General features: G+C 73.9%; 14 protein-coding genes. 1 reads left to right on the top strand and 13 read right to left on the bottom strand.

The annotated features are described in order from the left end of the window. Positions 1-11: 11 nt before the first annotated feature. Positions 12-2090 carry a S9 family peptidase gene (locus AC6CKD_RS15620; protein ID WP_498327895.1) on the top strand — a complete coding sequence of 693 codons (2079 nt, stop codon included), beginning with the start codon at positions 12-14 and terminating at the stop codon, positions 2088-2090. Between the two features lie 87 nt (positions 2091-2177). On the opposite strand, the gene AC6CKD_RS15615 is transcribed toward AC6CKD_RS15620, so the two are convergent. The 13 genes from AC6CKD_RS15615 to AC6CKD_RS15555 all read right to left on the bottom strand — a co-directional run bounded on the left by AC6CKD_RS15615 (position 2178) and on the right by AC6CKD_RS15555 (position 16343). Continuing rightward, on the bottom strand, positions 2178-3203 hold the full coding sequence (locus tag AC6CKD_RS15615) for an ABC transporter ATP-binding protein (RefSeq protein WP_498327893.1): 1026 nt from the start codon (positions 3201-3203) through the stop codon (positions 2178-2180). Next, positions 3200-4234, bottom strand: a complete 1035-nt coding sequence (locus AC6CKD_RS15610; RefSeq protein WP_498327892.1) for an ABC transporter ATP-binding protein — start codon at positions 4232-4234, stop codon at positions 3200-3202. The genes AC6CKD_RS15615 and AC6CKD_RS15610 overlap by 4 nt, the downstream gene beginning before the upstream one ends. Further along, complete coding sequence (locus tag AC6CKD_RS15605; protein WP_498327890.1) at positions 4234-5220, bottom strand: ABC transporter permease; 987 nt, start codon at positions 5218-5220, stop codon at positions 4234-4236. Before AC6CKD_RS15605 ends, AC6CKD_RS15610 begins: the two co-directional genes overlap by 1 nt. Then, positions 5217-6194 carry an ABC transporter permease gene (locus tag AC6CKD_RS15600; protein ID WP_498328134.1) on the bottom strand — a complete coding sequence of 326 codons (978 nt, stop codon included), beginning with the start codon at positions 6192-6194 and terminating at the stop codon, positions 5217-5219. Before AC6CKD_RS15600 ends, AC6CKD_RS15605 begins: the two co-directional genes overlap by 4 nt. Then, positions 6191-7942 carry an ABC transporter substrate-binding protein gene (locus AC6CKD_RS15595; protein ID WP_498327888.1) on the bottom strand — a complete coding sequence of 584 codons (1752 nt, stop codon included), beginning with the start codon at positions 7940-7942 and terminating at the stop codon, positions 6191-6193. Before AC6CKD_RS15595 ends, AC6CKD_RS15600 begins: the two co-directional genes overlap by 4 nt. Before the next feature lie 195 nt (positions 7943-8137). Next, the gene (locus AC6CKD_RS15590) at positions 8138-8848 is read right to left on the bottom strand and encodes a GntR family transcriptional regulator (protein WP_422519208.1); all 711 of its coding nucleotides are present in this window, start codon (positions 8846-8848) and stop codon (positions 8138-8140) included. Between the two features lie 56 nt (positions 8849-8904). Continuing rightward, positions 8905-9825: an ornithine cyclodeaminase family protein gene (locus AC6CKD_RS15585; protein ID WP_498328133.1), complete on the bottom strand. Its 921-nt coding sequence runs from the start codon at positions 9823-9825 to the stop codon at positions 8905-8907. Between the two features lie 23 nt (positions 9826-9848). Next, positions 9849-10880 (bottom strand): proline racemase family protein, encoded by a 1032-nt coding sequence (locus tag AC6CKD_RS15580; protein ID WP_498327887.1) that lies wholly within the window; start codon positions 10878-10880, stop codon positions 9849-9851. Then, positions 10877-11881, bottom strand: a complete 1005-nt coding sequence (locus AC6CKD_RS15575; protein WP_498327886.1) for a proline racemase family protein — start codon at positions 11879-11881, stop codon at positions 10877-10879. Before AC6CKD_RS15575 ends, AC6CKD_RS15580 begins: the two co-directional genes overlap by 4 nt. Before the next feature lie 20 nt (positions 11882-11901). Further along, positions 11902-12831 carry a dihydrodipicolinate synthase family protein gene (locus AC6CKD_RS15570; protein ID WP_498327885.1) on the bottom strand — a complete coding sequence of 310 codons (930 nt, stop codon included), beginning with the start codon at positions 12829-12831 and terminating at the stop codon, positions 11902-11904. 87 nt (positions 12832-12918) lie between these two features. Further along, the gene (locus AC6CKD_RS15565; RefSeq protein ID WP_498327884.1) at positions 12919-14382 is read right to left on the bottom strand and encodes an FAD/NAD(P)-dependent oxidoreductase; all 1464 of its coding nucleotides are present in this window, start codon (positions 14380-14382) and stop codon (positions 12919-12921) included. Continuing rightward, entirely contained in the window at positions 14363-14698 is a 336-nt protein-coding gene (locus AC6CKD_RS15560; protein WP_498327883.1) for a (2Fe-2S)-binding protein, read from the bottom strand. The genes AC6CKD_RS15565 and AC6CKD_RS15560 overlap by 20 nt, the downstream gene beginning before the upstream one ends. A 493-nt stretch (positions 14699-15191) precedes the next feature. Continuing rightward, positions 15192-16343, bottom strand: a complete 1152-nt coding sequence (locus AC6CKD_RS15555) for an NAD(P)/FAD-dependent oxidoreductase (protein WP_498327881.1) — start codon at positions 16341-16343, stop codon at positions 15192-15194. Positions 16344-16365: the final 22 nt, after the last annotated feature.

Below are 16365 nucleotides of genomic sequence, written 5' to 3'. Positions count from 1 at the left end.
AACTACGGCCCATGGATGACTTCCTCAGGCTCTCCGCGAGCACGGCCCGCTTCACCTACGGCGCCCCGCGCGCCTTCTCCTTCGGGGACGACGGCCGCCTGCTCTGGTTCCTCCGCTCCACCGGCCCCACCGACCCCTTCGACGGCCTCTGGGTCCTCGACACCGCCACCGGCACCGAGACCCGGCTTGCCGACCCGCGCGAGCTGTGCCCCGAGCCCGGACACCTCCCCGTCGTCGAGCGCCGGCTGCGCGAACGCTCGCGGCTCGTCGCCGCCGGGATCGGCTCCTACGCACTCTCCGACGACGGGCGCACCGCGGTGTTCGCGCTCTACGGGCGCCTGTTCCAGGTCACCCTCGCGTCCGACGCCGGACAGCCCGCGCAGCCCAAGGAACTCCCCGCCGCCGGGCCCGTCTTCGATCCGCGCCCGAGCCCCGACGCCTCGCGCATCGCCTACGTCACCGGCGACGCCCTCCACACCGTCCCCGGCGGCCGGGTCAGCCCCGACGACGGCGCACGCTGGGGCGTCGCGGAGTTCGCCGCCGCCGAGGAGCTCGACCGGCACCGGGGGCACTGGTGGTCCCCCGACGGGGAGCGGCTGCTCGCCGCCCGGGTCGACGAATCCGCCCTCCAGCGGCGCTGGTTCGCCGACCCGGCGCACCCGGAGCTGCCGGCCGAGGACTTCGCGTACCCCGAGGCGGGCGGCCCCAACGCCGACGTGCGGTTCTGGGTGCTCGGACCGGGCCCGGGCACCGCCGTGCGGCTCGACTGGGACACCGAGACCCATCCGTACGTCTCCGACGCGGCATGGGAGAGCGACTCCGAGATCCTGCTCACCGTGCAGGACCGGCTCCAGCAGAACGTCCTGCTGCTCTCCGCCGACCCGGACACCGGGCGGACCCGGGAGCTGTCGCGCACCACGCACCCCCAGTGGGTGGACCCGATGCTCCCCGGCACCCCGGCGCGCCTCGCCGACGGCCGGATGCTCACCTCGGCCGACACCCCCGGCGGGGTCTCCCGCGCCCTCGCGCTGGACGGCGTCCTCCTCACCGGTGACGGGCTCCAGGTCCGCAAGGTGGCCGGAACCCACGGGAGCCGCCTGCTGATCGAGGCCGGGCGGCGCGACCCCGCCGAGCAGCAGGTGCTCCTGCTGGATCCCGATACGGGCGCGCTGACCCCGCTCGCGGACGGGCCGGGGGTGCACTCCGTCCTGGCCTGCGCCGGGGCGCTGCTGCTGACCTCCGCCGACGCCGACGGGATCCGGCGGGTCCTGCGGACCGCCGACGGGCGGGAGTTCGCTCCGGCGGACCTCTCGCAGCCGCTGCCGTACCGGGTGGTCCCGGTGCTGGAGCGGGTCACCGAGCACGGGGTGCCCACCGCCCTGGTGCTGCCGCGCGGGCACGTGCCCGGCACCCGGCTGCCCGTCCTGATGGACAGCTACGGCGGCCCCGGCATGCAGGACGTCAGTGCCGAGCCGCGCCGCTGGCAGCACCGGCAGTGGTGGGCGGACCAGGGCTTCGCCGTGGTCACCGTCGACAACCGCGGCACCGCGCACGTCTCGCCGCGGTTCACCCACGCCATGTACCGGGGCTTCTCCGAGGTCACCCTCGAGGACCAGGTCGCCGCCCTGCGGGTGCTCGGGGCGCGCCACGCCGACCTCGACCTGGGCCGGGTCGGCATCCGCGGCTGGTCGTACGGCGGGTACCTCTCCGCGATGGCGGTGCTGCGCCGCCCGGACGTCTTCCACGCGGCGGCGGCCGGGGCAGCGCCGACCGACTTCCGGCAGTACGACACGGCGTACACCGAGCGGTACCTGGGTCTGCCCCAGGAGCACCCGGAGGTGTACGAGCGGGACAGCCTGCTCGCCGACGCGGCGGGGCTGCGCCGGCCGCTGCTGCTGGTCACCGGGCTGGCCGACGACAACGTCCATCCCTCGCACACCCTGCGGCTCTCGCAGGCCCTGACCGACGCGGGCCGCCCGCACCAGCTCCTCGCGCTGCCGGGCGTCACGCACATGACCCCGGGCGGGGCCCGGGAGAAGATCACGGCGCTGGAGCTGGAGTTCTTCCGCAGGGAACTCGGCCTGGCCTGAGACGCGGAAGGGCCCCGGAGCGAGATCATCGCTCCGGGGCCCTCCCCCGTTGCCCGGGTTCCCCGCCGGTCACCCGGGCGCCCGCGGCTACGCCAGGTGGCAGGCCACCTCACGGGAGGCGACCGTCCGCAGCAGCGGCCGTTCGGTGCGGCAGATCTCCTGCGCCACGGGGCACCTGGGGTGGAAGGTGCAGCCGGGGGGCGGGGCGGCCGGACTCGGCGGATCGCCGAGCAGCACGATCCGCTCGCGCCGCCGCTCCGCCGCCGGGTCGGGCAGCGGCACGGCGGACAACAGCGCCCTGGTGTACGGGTGCTGGGGGTTCTCGTAGAGCGACTTCTTGTCGCCCATCTCCACGATCCGGCCGAGGTACATGACGGCGACCCGGTCGCTGACCCGTTTGACGACCGAGAGGTCGTGCGCGATGAACACGTAGGCCAGGCCCAGTTCGGCGCGCAGCCGCTCCATCAGGTTGACGATCTGTGCCTGGACGGAGACGTCGAGCGCCGAGACCGGTTCGTCGGCGATGATCAGCCGGGGGCTGGTGGCGAGCGACCGGGCGATGCCGATGCGCTGCGCCTGGCCGCCGGAGAACTCGTGCGGATAGCGGTCGATGTGCTCCGGGATCAGTCCGACGAGCTCCATCAGCTCGGCGGCCCGGCGGCGGGCGTCCGCCGCGCTCGAACCCTGGACCAGCAGCGGGTCGGAGATGATCCGGGCCACCGTCTGGCGGGGGTTGAGGGAGGAGTGCGGGTCCTGGAAGACCATCTGGAGGTTACGGCGCAGGGGGCGCAGGGCGCTCTGGGAGAGCCGGCTGATGTCCTCGCCGTCGAACTCGACGCTCCCGGACGTCGGTTCCAGCAGCCGGACCAGCATCCTCCCGGTGGTGGACTTGCCACAGCCCGACTCCCCCACGAGGCCCAGGGTCCGGCCCGCCTCCAGGTCGAAGGAGACTCCGTCGACGGCACGCACCGGAGCCCCCCGGCGCCCGGTCGCGGTCCGTTTGCCGGGGAAGGCCATCGTGAGGTCGCGCACGCGCAGCAGCGGGGGCGCGGCCCCGCCGCGGGCCGCCGGGACCCGGTCGGTGCGGGGGCCCGTCTGGTTCGCCGTGGTCATCGGGTCACCTCCCGGACGGCGCCCGCGAAGTGGCAGGCCGCCTCGCGGCCGGCCTCGCCGTACGGCCGGAGTTCGGGCCGCACGGTGGCGCAGCGCTCCCGTTCGCCGTCGTCGGCCGCGGCGGCGACGGGGCAGCGCGGGGCGAAGGCGCACCCCGGGGCCGGGGCGAGCAGGGAGGGCGGGGAGCCGGGGATGGCCCGCAGCGGCTCGTCGTCGGCGTCGTCCAGCCTGGGCAGGGAGTCGAGGAGCCCCCGGGTGTAGGGGTGCGCCGGACCGGTGAACAGGTCGTCCACCGGAGCCTGTTCGGCGGCGCGGCCGCCGTACATGACGAGCACCTCGTGGGCGACCCGGGCGACCACGCCCAGATCGTGGGTGATCATGACGACGCCGAGTCCGCGCTCCTGCTGGAGCCCGGCGATCAGCTCCAGGATCTGCGCCTGCACGGTGACGTCCAGGGCGGTGGTGGGCTCGTCGGCGATGAGCAGGTCGGGTTCGCAGGCCAGGGCCATGGCGATCATCGCGCGCTGGCGCATGCCGCCGGAGAACTGGTGCGGGTACTCGCCCGCCCGGCGGGCGGGTTCGGGGATGCCGACCTCGCCGAGCATGTCGACGGCGCGCCGCTTCGCGGCGGACCGGCCGGCCCGGAAGTGGACCCGGAAGTGCTCGGCGATCTGCTCGCCGACCGTGTAGTAGGGGTGCAGGCTGGACAGCGGGTCCTGGAAGATCATGGCCATCTTGCGGCCGCGCAGCTTGGAGAGCTCCTTCTCGGACTTGGTGGTCAGCTCCTGTCCGTCGAGGGCGATGGAGCCGCCGATCTCGGCGCCCCGGTGCAGGCCCATGACGGCGAGGGAGGTGACGGACTTGCCCGAGCCGGACTCGCCGACGATGCCGAGCGTGCGGCCGGCCTCGACGGTGAAGCCGAGGGAGTCGACGGCGCGTACGGTGCCGCGCGGGGTGGTGAACGTGACCTGGAGGTCGCGGACTCGGAGCAGCGGGGCCGCGGGGGCCGCGGCTTCGGGAGGAGGAGCCATCAGTACCTCACCCTCGGGTCGATGACGGCGTACAGGACGTCGACGGCGAGGTTCGCGACGACGATGAAGAAGGCGGCCAGCAGGGTGACCCCGAGCACCACGGGCTGGTCCGAGCTGACCAGGGCCCCGTAGAACAGCCGCCCGATGCCCGGGAGTCCGAAGATGGACTCCGTGATGACGGCTCCGGCGAGCAGGCCGCCGAGGTCCATGCCGAAGATGGTGAGGATCGGGGTCATCCCGGAGCGCAGTCCGTGTTTGACCACGACGGTGCGCTCGGGCATGCCCTTGGCCCGGGCGGTGCGGATGTACGGCTCGGCCATCGCCTCGATCATCGAACCGCGGCTCTGGCGGGCGTACATGGCGGCGTAGAGCAGGGCGAGCGCGGTCCAGGGCAGGAGCAGGTTGCTCGCCCAGGCCAGGGGGTTGTCGGTGAAGGCCTGGTAGGTGGGGTAGGGCAGGAGCCCGGCGATCCGGATGACTCCGTAGATGAGCATCACGGAGGTGAAGTACACGGGCAGGGAGGCGGCGGCGACGGCGCCGACCATGAGGACCTTGTCCGTGGCCGTGTCCTTGCGCAGGGCCGCGGTGACTCCCGCGCCCAGCCCGAGGACGAGCCAGAGGGCGGCGGCGCCCACGGCGAGGGAGGCGGAGACCGGGAGCCGGTCCATGAGCAGGTCCCATACGGGCAGGGAGTTCTCGTAGGAGTAGCCCAGGCAGGGGAAGTCGCACTGGACGGCGTACTGGCCGGTGCCCAGGGTGCGTCCGGTGAAGATCCCGGTGAGGAAGTCGCCGAACTGCCGCCACAGCGGCTGGTCGAGGCCGAGGTACGCGCGTACGTCGGCCAGCCGCTCGGCGCTGCACGTCTTGCCGCAGGCGGCCGCGGCCGGGTCGGAGGGGAGCACGTAGAAGATGAGGAAGGTGACGGCGGCGATGGCCAGGAGGACGCCGGCGAGGGCCAGCAGCCGGCGCGCGAGGTAGAGGATCACGTGCGGCCGCCCCTCGGGTCGAGGATGTCGCGCAGGGCGTCGCCGAGCAGGGTGAAGGCGAGGACCGCGAGGAAGAGGAAGAGGCTCGGGATGACGAAGTACATGGGGTCGGTCTCGTAGAAGGCCACGGACTCGGCGATCATCTGGCCCCACGAGGGGGTGGGCGGGCGGACGCCCACGCCGAGGTAGCTGAGCGCGGCCTCGGTGCTGATCATGCCGGGGATGAGCAGGGTGGTGTAGGCGATGACGGGGCCGGAGACCCCCGGGAGGATGTCGCGGGTCAGGATCCGCCAGGAGCTCGCCCCGCCGACGCGGGCGGCGTCCACGTACTCGCGGTGTTTGAGCGAGAGGGCCTGGCCGCGGACGACCCGGGCGACACCGGGCCAGCCGAAGACGCCGATGACCACGGTCATCAGGACGATGCGGTTGACGTCCTTGGCCACCGACAGCATCGCGATCATGAAGATGAGGGACGGGAAGGACATCGTCAGGTCCATCAGGCGGGACAGGACGGCGTCGGTGCGGCCGCCGAAGTAGCCGGCGGCGATTCCGGCGGCGGTGCCCGTCACGACGACGATGGCGGTGGCGGCGAAGGCGATGAGGAGCGAGACCTGGGCGCCGTGCACGACGCGGGCGAACAGGTCGCGGCCGGTGACGGGTTCCACGCCGAGCCAGTGCTCGGGGCTGATCCCGCCGAAGGAGCCGAGCGGCTGGCCGCCGAGGTAGGGGTCGATGGCGGACTTGTCGAACTCGTCCGGGGACCAGCCGCCGAGTGCGCCCAGCCAGGGGGCGGTGACGGCCATCAGGACGAAGAGGAGGACGACGCAGAGGCTGACGCGGACGGCGGGGCGGCGGCGGAGTTCCCGCCGGGCGAGCTGCCAGGGGCTGCTGCCCGGGGGGATCTCCTTGACCGCCGCCGCGTCCGCCGCCTCCGGGGAGCCGGGGTCGGCGGCGAGGGCGGCGGTCATGGTCAGCCCTGGCCCTGGCTCTTGGCCGGGTCCTTGAGGCCGATGGTGGCGTAGTCGAGCTGGCCGACCCAGACGGGGTGGCCGAAGGCGCCGGCGATGTTGGTGCCGACGAGCAGCGGCTTGCGCTCCAGCAGGACCGGGACGGCCGGGGACTTCTTCATGATCTCGGCGTCGAGGTCGATCCAGGCCTGGTTGGCCTGCTTGGGGTCGGCCATGGCGTGGATCTCGTCGATCCGCTTGATCGTCGCCTCGTCCTTGAACTGCGCGTAGTTGCCCGAGTTGCCCTTGGCCTTGATGGTGCGGCCGTCGAAGACGAAGGGCAGGAAGGTGGAGCCGGAGGGGTAGTCGGGGCACCAGCCGCTGAGGACCAGGTCGGGGGCGGTGGTGGTGTCGCCGATGACGTCGTAGTAGGCGCCCGGGTCGACGGTGTCGATGACCACCTCGACGCCCGCGCGGGCCAGGCCCTGCTGGATGGCCTCCGCCTTGCCCTTGTCCCCGGTGGAGACGGCCAGGGAGACCTTCAGGGTCTCCTTGCCCGCGGCCTTGAGCAGTTCCTTGGCCTTGGCCGGGTCGCCGGCCGGCGCGATCTTCAGGGTGTCGGCCTGCTTGCCGCCGGAGAGGGCCGGCGGCAGGTAGGCGGTGGCGACCTCGTTGAGCGCCGGACCGCCGCCCGCGGTGACCACGGCCTCCTTGTCGAGGGCGTACTGCATGGCCTCGCGGACCTTCGGGTCGTCGAAGGGGGCGCGGGAGTTGTTCATCTGGAGCATCTCGGTACAGCCCTGAGACTCGGCCAGCAGCCGCGACTTGATCTCCGGCTTGGGCAGCACCTTGGGGGCGCTCTCGGGCCGCATGTCGGACCACTGGACGGAGGAGGCGTCGGCGCCCTCCCCGGCGATGATCCGGTCGTCGATCTGGCCGCCCTTGAGGCCCATGACGACCACGAACTTGTCGGGGTAGGCCTTGCGGACGGTGTCGGTCTTGGCGTCCCAGTGCTCGTTGCGGACCAGGACGAGCTTCTTGTCGCGGTCGTACGACTCGATCTTGTACGGGCCGGAGGAGAAGGGGCGGGCGTCGTACTGCGTGCCCTTCTCCTGCGACGCGGGGACCGGGGCGAAGGTGGGGAGGGTCGCGGTCGCGGAGAACTCGGCGACGGGCCGCTTCAGTTCGAAGACGATCGTGCGGTCGTCGGGGGTCTTCACGGAGTCGAGGTGCTTGCCCTGGAGCGGGCCCTTGTAGCCGTCGGCGCCGGCGAGGTACTGGGCGGCGTAGTCGGGGCCGCCGGTGAGGTCGGGGGCCATGGAGCGCTCGACGTTGTACTTGATGTCCTGCGCCTTGATGGGCGAGCCGTCCTCGTACTTCACGCCCTCCTTCAGGGTGAAGGTCCAGGTGCGGCCGCCGTTGGAGGAGGTGCCGAGGTCGGTGGCGAGGTCGGGGACGAGCTCGCTGCCGCCCTTGCCGGGCTCGGCCTTGAAGGTGACCAGGGTGCGGTAGAGGAGGCGGGTGCCGAAGTCCATCGTCGGCATGACCCAGTTGCGGGCGGGGTCGAGGTGGGCGAAGTCCTGGTTGGACAGGACGGTGAGGGTGCCGCCCTTGACGGGGGTGCCGCCGAGGATCTTCCCGTCGTTGGCGGAGGCGGGGTTGGAAGCGCCGGCGCCTGCGGCGGAGCCCTTCTTGGGGTCGGAGCAGCCCGAGGCGCCGAGTGCGAGTGCGGCCACCAGGGCGGTGGCGAGGGCGAGTTGGGTGCGCTTGGTCATGGGTCACTCCAGTGAAGGGCCGCGCTCTATGATGTGACCGGTAACATAGTAATGTGAAATTGTACTGACAAGGGGTTGGACCCACCGTTATCCAGCCGTGTCCAAATCGGGGCGGGCGGAGGGGTGTTGGACATGCCGAAGCACCGGGTGCGCTACCGCGCCGCCCGGTGTCGGAGGGGGTCCGGCGGCCCGGGGCTAGAGGCCGGAGCCCAGGCGGCCCTTGGTGCGGCCCACCGGTTCGTCGCGGCCCTGGGCCCAGAGGGAGCGGACGTGGCCCAGGTGACGGGTCATGCAGGCTTCGGCCGCCTCCGCGTCGCCGGTGAGCATCAGGTCCAGGAGCTCGATGTGCTCCTCGGCGGAGGAGACCAGCTTGCCGGCCTCGTCCAGGCCCGTCAGCCCGTACAGCCGGGAGCGCTTGCGCAGGTCTCCGACGGTCTCCACCAGGCGGTCGTTGCCCGAGAGCCCGAGGAGGGTCAGGTGGAAGCGGCGGTCGGCCTCCAGGTAGCCGATGAGGTTGTGCTCGCGCGCGCTGGTGACGATCTCCTGCGCGATGGGGCGCAGGGCCTCCAGCGCCTCGGGCGTGGCGATCTTCGTGATCCGGCCGATGGTCGGGACCTCGATCATCGTGCGCAGCTCGGTGTACTGGTCGAGATCGCGCTCGCTGACCTCCGTGATCCGGAAGCCCTTGTTGCGGACCGGCTCCACCAGGCCCTCGCGGGCCAGGTCGAGCATGGCCTCGCGCACCGGGGTGGCCGAGACGCCGAGCTCGGCCGCGAGGCCGGGAGCGGAGTAGACGCTCCCGGGGCGCAGTTCACCCGCTATCAGGGCGGCTCGGAGAGCGTGTCCGACCTGGTCGCGGAGCCGTTCCTGAGCCTTGATGAGACTGTGCTGCTTCAGGTCACCCATTGCATTTCCTCCGAGACCGCTCACACCATCGGCGCGCGAAGGAACAGCGTACAATGTCACGTTGTGCTGTTCCCCCCGGCGGCCTCGAACCAGGCGACCGCCACAGCGAGATCTTCCCAGGCCATGCCCACACTCTTGAAGAGCTGTGGACAACTTCCCGCCCCGGCGCCCGGCATCCGGCCCGCGACCAGGTCGGCCAGCGTGCCGGTGATGTGACCGGGCCCGATCGCCCCTTCCGCCTCCGGCACCAGCAGGTCCCCCGCCTCCCGCAGGGCCGCCGCACGCGACTCCACGTAGACGGCCGCGCGCCGCACCAGCGCCGTGTCCACCTCGCGGGCCTCCGGCTCGTGCGAGCCGACCGCGACCACCGTGGCGCCCGGCGCGATCAGCCGGCCGTCGAAGAGGGGCTCGCGCGCCGTCGTGCAGCAGATCACGAGGTCGGCGTCGGCCACCTCCGCCGCGACCCCCCGGCGGGCCGGGACTCCGAGGTCCCGGGCGTGCGCCGCGAGCTTCTCCCCGGCCTCCGGCGAGCGGGCCACGACGACCACCTCCGCCAGCTGCCGCATCGCGTGGACCGCTTCGAGGTGCCCGTACGCCTGCGGCCCCGATCCGAAGACCAGCAGCCGCAGCGGCCGCCCGGCCGGGACCAGGTGGCGCAGCGCCAGCGCCGAGACCGCCGGGGTGCGCAGGGTGGTCAGCGCCGCCCCGTCGAGCAGGGCGAGGGGGCGCAGGGTGGGGCCGTCCAGGAGGAGGTAGGACCCGGTGATCCGGGGGAGCCCGAGCGCCGGGTTGCCCGGGGCCACCCCGGCGATCTTCACGCCGGCGTAGGACCCGGTGGCGGCCGGCATCAGCAGCAGCTCCCCGCCTCCGGGTACGGGCAGGGCGCTGCGCGGCGGGCAGGTCTCCGGGTCCAGCCCGGCCAGCAGTACGCCGGCCAGCGCGTCCGCGGCGGCGGCCGGGGTCAGCAGGCCGGCCATCTCGGCACCCGACAGCTGGGGGATCACAGGAGGAACCCCGTGCCGAGCGCGTCCTGCGGGTCGGCGCTGAAGAGGTGTTCGCCCGTGCGGTACGCGGTGCCGGTGACCTCCGTGACCACGCCGCCGGCGACCCGCGCGGCGACGCGGCCCGTGAACACCGTGCCCACGACCGACTCGTGCAGCAGGTCCTCCCCTTCCCCCAGCCGCCCGTCCTCGGCCAGCAGCGCCAGCCGCGCCGAGGTGCCGGAACCGCAGGGCGAGCGGTCGATCTGCCCGTCGGCGAAGACGGTGACGTTGCGCTGGTGCGGCCCGAAGGGGGTGTCGGGGAGCTCCTCGTACAGGGTCACCCCGTACACCCCGGAGAGCAGCGGCCCGTCCGGGTGCCAGGTCCCGGGGTGGGTGGCGAGGGCGGCCCGGATCTCCTTCCCGGCCCGCACGAGCTCGGGCAGGGACGTCAGGCTCACGTCGAGGCCGAGGTCCCGGGCCGGCAGGGAGGCGTAGCAGGCCCCGGCGTGCGCGATGTCCACCTCGGCCATGCCCAGGGTGGTGGCGACGGGCACCTTGCGGGCGCTTGTGCGGGCCGGGACGTTGCGGAAGGTGACCCCGGTCGTGCGGCCACCGGCGCGGTGCACGGTCGCGCCGACCCGCCCCGAGGGCACGTCGATCCGCACCTGGACGTCCCCGTCGTCCGGGGCGGCGACCCGGCCGGTGTCCACGGCCCAGGCACCGAGCGCCATGGTGCCGTGGCCGCAGGCGGTGGAGTAGCCGTCCTTGTGCCAGAACAGCACCCCGAAGTGGGCGCCGTCGTCGTCGGGCGGGACCACGAAGCCCCCGTACATCCCGGCGTGCCCGCGCGGCTCCTGCACGAGGAGCCGCCGTACGTCGTCCAGGGCGCCGCGCCGCGGGGCGGTGCCCGATCCCCCCGGCCCGATGGCGGTGGCGCAGCGCTCGGCGACGGTGTCCCCGGGCACGGGCGGGGCGCCCCCGGTGGTGAGATCGACGATGCGGAAGGGCTCGCCCGCGGTGTGGTAGTCCACGGTTCGTACGACGGTCACAGGAGGAACCCTCCGGGGAACGGGTCGGACGGGTCGAGGAAGTACTGGGCGGTGCCGGTGATCCAGGCCCGTCCGGTGACGGTGGGCACGAGGGCCGGGCGGCCGCCCACCGTGGTCTCCGCTACGAGGCGGCCGGTGAACTCGGTGCCGATGAAGGACTCGTTGACGAAGTCCGTGTCCAGGGGCAGGAGTCCGCGGGCGTGCAGCTGCGCCATGCGCGCGCTGGTTCCCGTACCGCAGGGCGAGCGGTCGAACCAGCCGGGGTGGATGGCCATCGCGTGCCGGGAGCGGTTGGCGTCGGATCCGGGGGCGGCGAGGTAGACGTGCTTGACCCCGCCGAAGGAGGGGTTCTCGGGGTGGACGGGCCGGTCCGGGGAGGCGTTGACCGCCTCCATGACGGCCAGGCCGGCGGCGAGCAGGTCGTCGCCGCGCTCCCGGTCGAAGGGGAGCCCGAGGGAGTCCAGTTCGACGAAGGCGTAGAAGTTGCCGCCGTAGGCGAGGTCGTAGGTGACCGTGCCGTAGCCGGGGACCTCGGCCTTGAGGTCGAGCCCGACGCAGAAGGCCGGGACGTTGGTGAAGGTGGCGGCGGTGGCCGCCCCGTCCTCGACGCGGACGTCGACGCTGACCAGCCCGGCCGGGGTGTCGAGCCGGACGGTGGTGACCGGCTCGACGACGGGCACCATGCCGGTCTCCACCAGGACGGTGGCGACCCCGATGGTGCCGTGCCCGCACATGGGGAGCAGGCCCGACACCTCGATGTAGAGGACGCCGAAGTCGGCGTCCGGGCGGGTCGGGGGCTGCAGGATGGCGCCGCTCATCGCGGAGTGGCCGCGCGGCTCGTACATGAGCAGGGTCCGGAGGTGGTCCAGGTGCTCGATGAAGTGGAGCCGCTTGTCGGCCATGGTGGCGCCGGGAATCACCCCGACTCCCCCGGTGATCACCCGGGTGGGCATGCCCTCGGTGTGCGAGTCCACCGCGTGGTAGATGTTTCGGGTGCGCATCAAGTTCCCCTCGGACTGAGTTAGTTGAGGCCCTCGGCGAGCGCCTTCTCGGTGGCGGCGCGGACGCCGGCCTCGATCTCGCCGGTGAGCGGGAAGCGGGGCGGGCGGGTCGGGCCGCCGGGCCGGCCCGCCAGGTCCATGGAGAGCTTGATGGCCTGGACGAACTCGGTCTTGGAGTCCCAGCGCAGCAGGGAGTGCAGGGACTTGTAGAGCGGCAGGGCGGTGTCGAGGTCGCCCGCGACGGCGGCGCGGTAGAGGGTGGCGCAGGCCTGCGGGAGCGCGTTGGGGTAGCCGGCGATCCAGCCGACCGCGCCGGCCAGGGCCAGTTCGAGCAGCACGTCGTCGGCGCCGATCAACAGGTCGAGGCCCGGGGCCAGTTCGGCGATCTCGTAGGCGCGGCGCACGTCGCCGCTGAACTCCTTGACGGCGACGATGGAGCCGTCGGCGTGCAGCCGGGCCAGCAGGGCCGGGACGAGGTCCACCTTGGTGTCGATGGGGTTGTTGTACGCCACGACGGGCACGCCGACGCGGGCGACCTCGGCGTAGTGGGCGCGCACGGTGTCCGCGTCGGCCCGGAAGGCGTTCGGCGGCAGCAGGAGCACCGATCCGGCGCCGGCCTCGGCGGCCTGCTCGGCCCAGCGGCGGGATTCGGCGCTGCCGTAGGCGGCGACTCCGGGCATCACGCGGGCGCCGTCGCCGGCGGCCTCGACGGCGGTACGGACGACGCGGGCGCGCTCCTCGTCCGTGAGGGTCTGGTACTCGCCGAGGGAACCGTTGGGGACGACGCCGTCGCAGCCGTTGGCGATCAGCCAGGCCACGTGTTCGGCGTAGGCGTCGTGGTCGACGCTCAGGTCTTCCCGCAGGGGCAGGGTGGTGGCGACCATGATGCCGTGCCAGGGGCGGGTGCGGGTGTCCGTACCGGCGGGCGCGGGGGTGTGCGCGTGGGTCATGAGAGTGCTCCCTAGGGTGATGTGTGACATTTTACTAGTGGGTGTGACGTGGCCACAAGAGGTGCGGCCGCCCTGTCGGCGGTCCCGTCAGGGAAGTTCGGATGAAAGCGCGGCCGGAGGCTCCTCGGGAAGTGCGGCGAGGTGCCGAAGGGGGACCGGGCAGGACAGCGGCCTGCGGTCGGGAGCCGGCTCCGTCCCGGCGAGGGCGGCCACGGCCGGGCCGCACATACGGCCCTGGCACCAGCCCATGCCGGCCCGGGTGAGGAGCTTGACCGTACGGGCGTCCCGTGCCCCCAGGTCTTCGACGGCCTCCCGGATCCGGCCCGCCGGGACCTCCTCGCAGCGGCACACGTCGGTGTCCTCGCGCAGCCAGCCGGTCCAGCCGTCGCCCGGGCGGTGGGCGCCGGCCATCGCGGCGGCGAACGCGCGCAGCCTCGTACGGGTACGGTCCAGGCGCGCCGGGACCGGCCGGCCGGCGACGGAGTGGGCGGCGATCTCCCCCTCGACCAAGGCCAGTTGGGCTCCACCGATGCCACCGGTCTCCCCGGCGGACCAGACCCCGGTGACGGAGGTGCGCTGCTCCGCGTCCAGTTCCAGGGCGACGGTGGCGTCCGGGCTCGGGCGGGTGGCGCAGCCGAGGCCGGTGGCCAGCTCCAACTGCGGCACGAGCCCGTGACCGACGGCCACCGCGTCACAGGGGATGCGGCGGGCGGTGCCGGGGAGCGGCCGCCAGTCCCGGTCGAGGCGGGTCACGGTGACGGCCTCGACCCGGTCGGTGCCGTGGGCCTCGGTGACGGCGTGCCGGGTGAGGAGGCGCACCCCGTGGCGGAGCAGGGCCCCGCCGTACGTGGCGCCTTCGGCGAGCTTGCCGGGGTTGCGGAGCAGGGCCGGAGCGTGGGCGGCGTAGCCGGTGTACGCCGCGGCCTCCACGACCGCGGGCACCCGGGCTCCGGCGGCGGCGAGCGAGCCGGCCACGGCGAGCAGCAGGGGCCCGCTCCCGGCGACGACGACCCGGCTGCCCGGGAGCACGAGCCCGCCCTTGAGCATGGCCTGCGCCCCGCCGGCCCCGACGACCCCGGGCAGGGTCCAGCCGGGGAAGGGGAGCTGGCGCTCGTAGGCGCCGGTGGCGAGCAGGACGGCGCGGGCGCGGACCGTGGCGGGGGCCTCGTCCGGGCCCGCGACGGCGTGCAGGGTCCAGGCGGGGCCGCCGCCGCTGTCCGGGGTCACCGTCCAGACGTGGTGGTAGGGCAGGTACGTGATCCGGCCGGCCGACGCATGGGCGCGCAGGGCGGCTTCGCGCGAGGCGAAGGCGGACCATCCGTGGTGCAGGACCTCGGGGCGGGCCGCGCCGAGTCCGGGCGCGGGATGACGGTAGTACTGCCCGCCGGGCCGCTCCCCCGCGTCCAACAGGGTGACGCGCAGGCCCAGGCCGGCTGCCGTCACCGCGGCGGCGAGGCCGGCGGGGCCGGCGCCGACGACGGCGAGGCCGGCGGGGCCGGCGCCGACGACGGCGAGGTCGGCGGGCGGGGATTCAGACGGCGAGGTCGTCATGTCCGGTCCCTTCCTGAGTGGTGACGTGGTCGCCCGGGCGGGCGGGGACGAGGCACGCGCGCTGGTTCGGGCGGCCGTTGACGGTGACGAGGCAGTCGTAGCAGCTCCCGATGCCGCAGAACGCTCCGCGGGGGGCGGCGGTTTCGCGGGTGGTGCGCCAGGCGAGGATGCCGGCGGACCAGAGGACGGCGGCGATGCTCTGCCCGGACTGGGCCGGCAGTTCACGGTCGTCGAAGCGGAGGCTCCAGCTCTCGGCAGCAGCCCCGCCCACCAGGTCGCGGGGCGACCTCCGCCGGCCCCTCGTAGCTTCGCTCATCGCTTCCGTCCTCCTAGTTCCTCTACCTCGGTGCACGTTCCGCACTGCGGTTGCCCTGCGGGGCCGTCCCCTCCCCCCCTTCCACCGTGCCCAGGGCCGGCCCTGACCCGGCCCTCAAACGCCGGACGGGCTGAAAGCAGGCCCCCGAGCTGCGCCCGGCCCCTGGGGCTCCGCCCCAGACCCCGGTCCTCAAACGCCGGACGGCTGAAAGATCAAACCCCGGCGGGGCTGGATGCGGCGGGCCGGGGACGGGGGCGGGGTGGGGTGTCGGCCGGGACGTAAAGCGTGATTTGTGGCGCGAAAGAAGCCCATCCCACTCGAAGCGGATCACAGGGCGCCCAAATCATGCAGTCCAGGCCGACACCCCACCCCGCCCCCGGCACCGGCCCCACCCGCAGCCAAGACCCACCAGGCCAACCCCAGCCCCGCCGGCGTTTGAGGCGCAGGGGTCCGGGGACCGGTCCCCGGCAACGGCGCCGCACCGCGCCCCCGGTCATCGCGGAGGCTCCGCGAAGCGCGCCGGGTCGAAGGGGCCCGGGTCCAGGGCAGGCGCCGCCCCCGTCAGGAACGCCGCGATCAGCGCACCCGTACCCGGCGCCAGCCCGATGCCCGCGCCCTCGTGGCCACAGGCGTGGAACAGGCCCGGGACCCGCGGGTCCGGACCGATCGCCGGAAGGTGGTCCGGCAGGTACGGGCGGAAGCCGTGGTACGTGCGCACGACGCGCACGTCCGCCAGGACCGGGAAGAGGGCCGCGGCCTGCGCCGCCAGCCGGCGCAGCGCCTCCGTCGACAGCGAGCGGTCGAAGCCGACCCGTTCGCGGGTGGCGCCGATCAGGACCGGCCCCGCCGGGGTCCCCTCGACCACCGCCGAGGACTGCAGCGCCGCCGACCCGCTCGCGACGTCCGCGATGTAGTCCGCGGCGTAGACCTTGTGCCGCACCACCCTCGGCAGCGGCTCCGTCACCAGGACGAACCCCCGCCGGGGCAGCACCGGAAGGCCGACTCCGGCCAGCGCGGCCACCGCCCCGCCCCAGGTGCCGGCCGCGTTGACCACCGCCGGGGCGAGGAGGTCGCGGCGGGGCGTGCGGACTCCGCGGAGTTCGCCCGCCGGGCCCCGGAGGAGCTCCGTGACCTCCTCCCCGAGGTGGACCGCGACACCCGGCGCCGCGGCCAGCAGCCGCGCCGCCGCCTGGGCCGGCTGGACCTGGGCGTCCTGCGGGTAGTGGAAGCCGCCCGCCAGGTCCGGGGCGAGGTGGGGCTCCAGTTCGCGCAGCTCCCCCGGTCCGACCTCGACCGCGTCGACCCCGGCCGCGCGCTGGCCGTCCGCGAAGCCCCGCAGGGCCTTCACGGTGGCCTCGGACGCGGCGACGACCAGGCCGCCCTTGGCCTCGTACTCGATCTCCCGCGGAAGATCGAGCGCGAGCCCGCGCCAGAGCCGCGCCGACAGCAGCGCGAGGTCCAGTTCGGGGCCCGCCTCCTTGTCGGAGACGAGCAGGTTGCCTTCGCCGGCGCCGGTCGTGCCGCCGGCGACCGGGCCGCGGTCGACGACGGCCACGCGGAGTCCGGCGCGCGCCGCGTAGTACGCGCACGCGGCTCCGACGACGCCGGCGCCGATGATCACGAGGTCCGCGGAATGTCTGGCCACGACAGTAATATGTCACATTTCT

This window comes from Streptomyces sp. GQ60 (assembly GCF_059758875.1).
This window is presented reverse-complemented; position numbering and strand designations above follow the sequence as displayed.

What these genes read in the sequence shown, in the direction of transcription:
- AC6CKD_RS15620 (WP_498327895.1), top strand. Translation starts at nt 12, where the DNA reads ATGGATGACTTCCTCAGGCTCTCCGCGAGCACGGCCCGCTTCACCTAC.
- AC6CKD_RS15615 (WP_498327893.1), bottom strand. Translation starts at nt 3,203, where the DNA reads ATGACCACGGCGAACCAGACGGGCCCCCGCACCGACCGGGTCCCGGCG.
- AC6CKD_RS15610 (WP_498327892.1), bottom strand. Translation starts at nt 4,234, where the DNA reads ATGGCTCCTCCTCCCGAAGCCGCGGCCCCCGCGGCCCCGCTGCTCCGA.
- AC6CKD_RS15595 (WP_498327888.1), bottom strand. Translation starts at nt 7,942, where the DNA reads ATGACCAAGCGCACCCAACTCGCCCTCGCCACCGCCCTGGTGGCCGCA.
- AC6CKD_RS15590 (WP_422519208.1), bottom strand. Translation starts at nt 8,848, where the DNA reads ATGGGTGACCTGAAGCAGCACAGTCTCATCAAGGCTCAGGAACGGCTC.
- AC6CKD_RS15585 (WP_498328133.1), bottom strand. Translation starts at nt 9,825, where the DNA reads ATGGCCGGCCTGCTGACCCCGGCCGCCGCCGCGGACGCGCTGGCCGGC.
- AC6CKD_RS15575 (WP_498327886.1), bottom strand. Translation starts at nt 11,881, where the DNA reads ATGCGCACCCGAAACATCTACCACGCGGTGGACTCGCACACCGAGGGC.
- AC6CKD_RS15570 (WP_498327885.1), bottom strand. Translation starts at nt 12,831, where the DNA reads ATGACCCACGCGCACACCCCCGCGCCCGCCGGTACGGACACCCGCACC.
- AC6CKD_RS15565 (WP_498327884.1), bottom strand. Translation starts at nt 14,382, where the DNA reads ATGACGACCTCGCCGTCTGAATCCCCGCCCGCCGACCTCGCCGTCGTC.
- AC6CKD_RS15560 (WP_498327883.1), bottom strand. Translation starts at nt 14,698, where the DNA reads ATGAGCGAAGCTACGAGGGGCCGGCGGAGGTCGCCCCGCGACCTGGTG.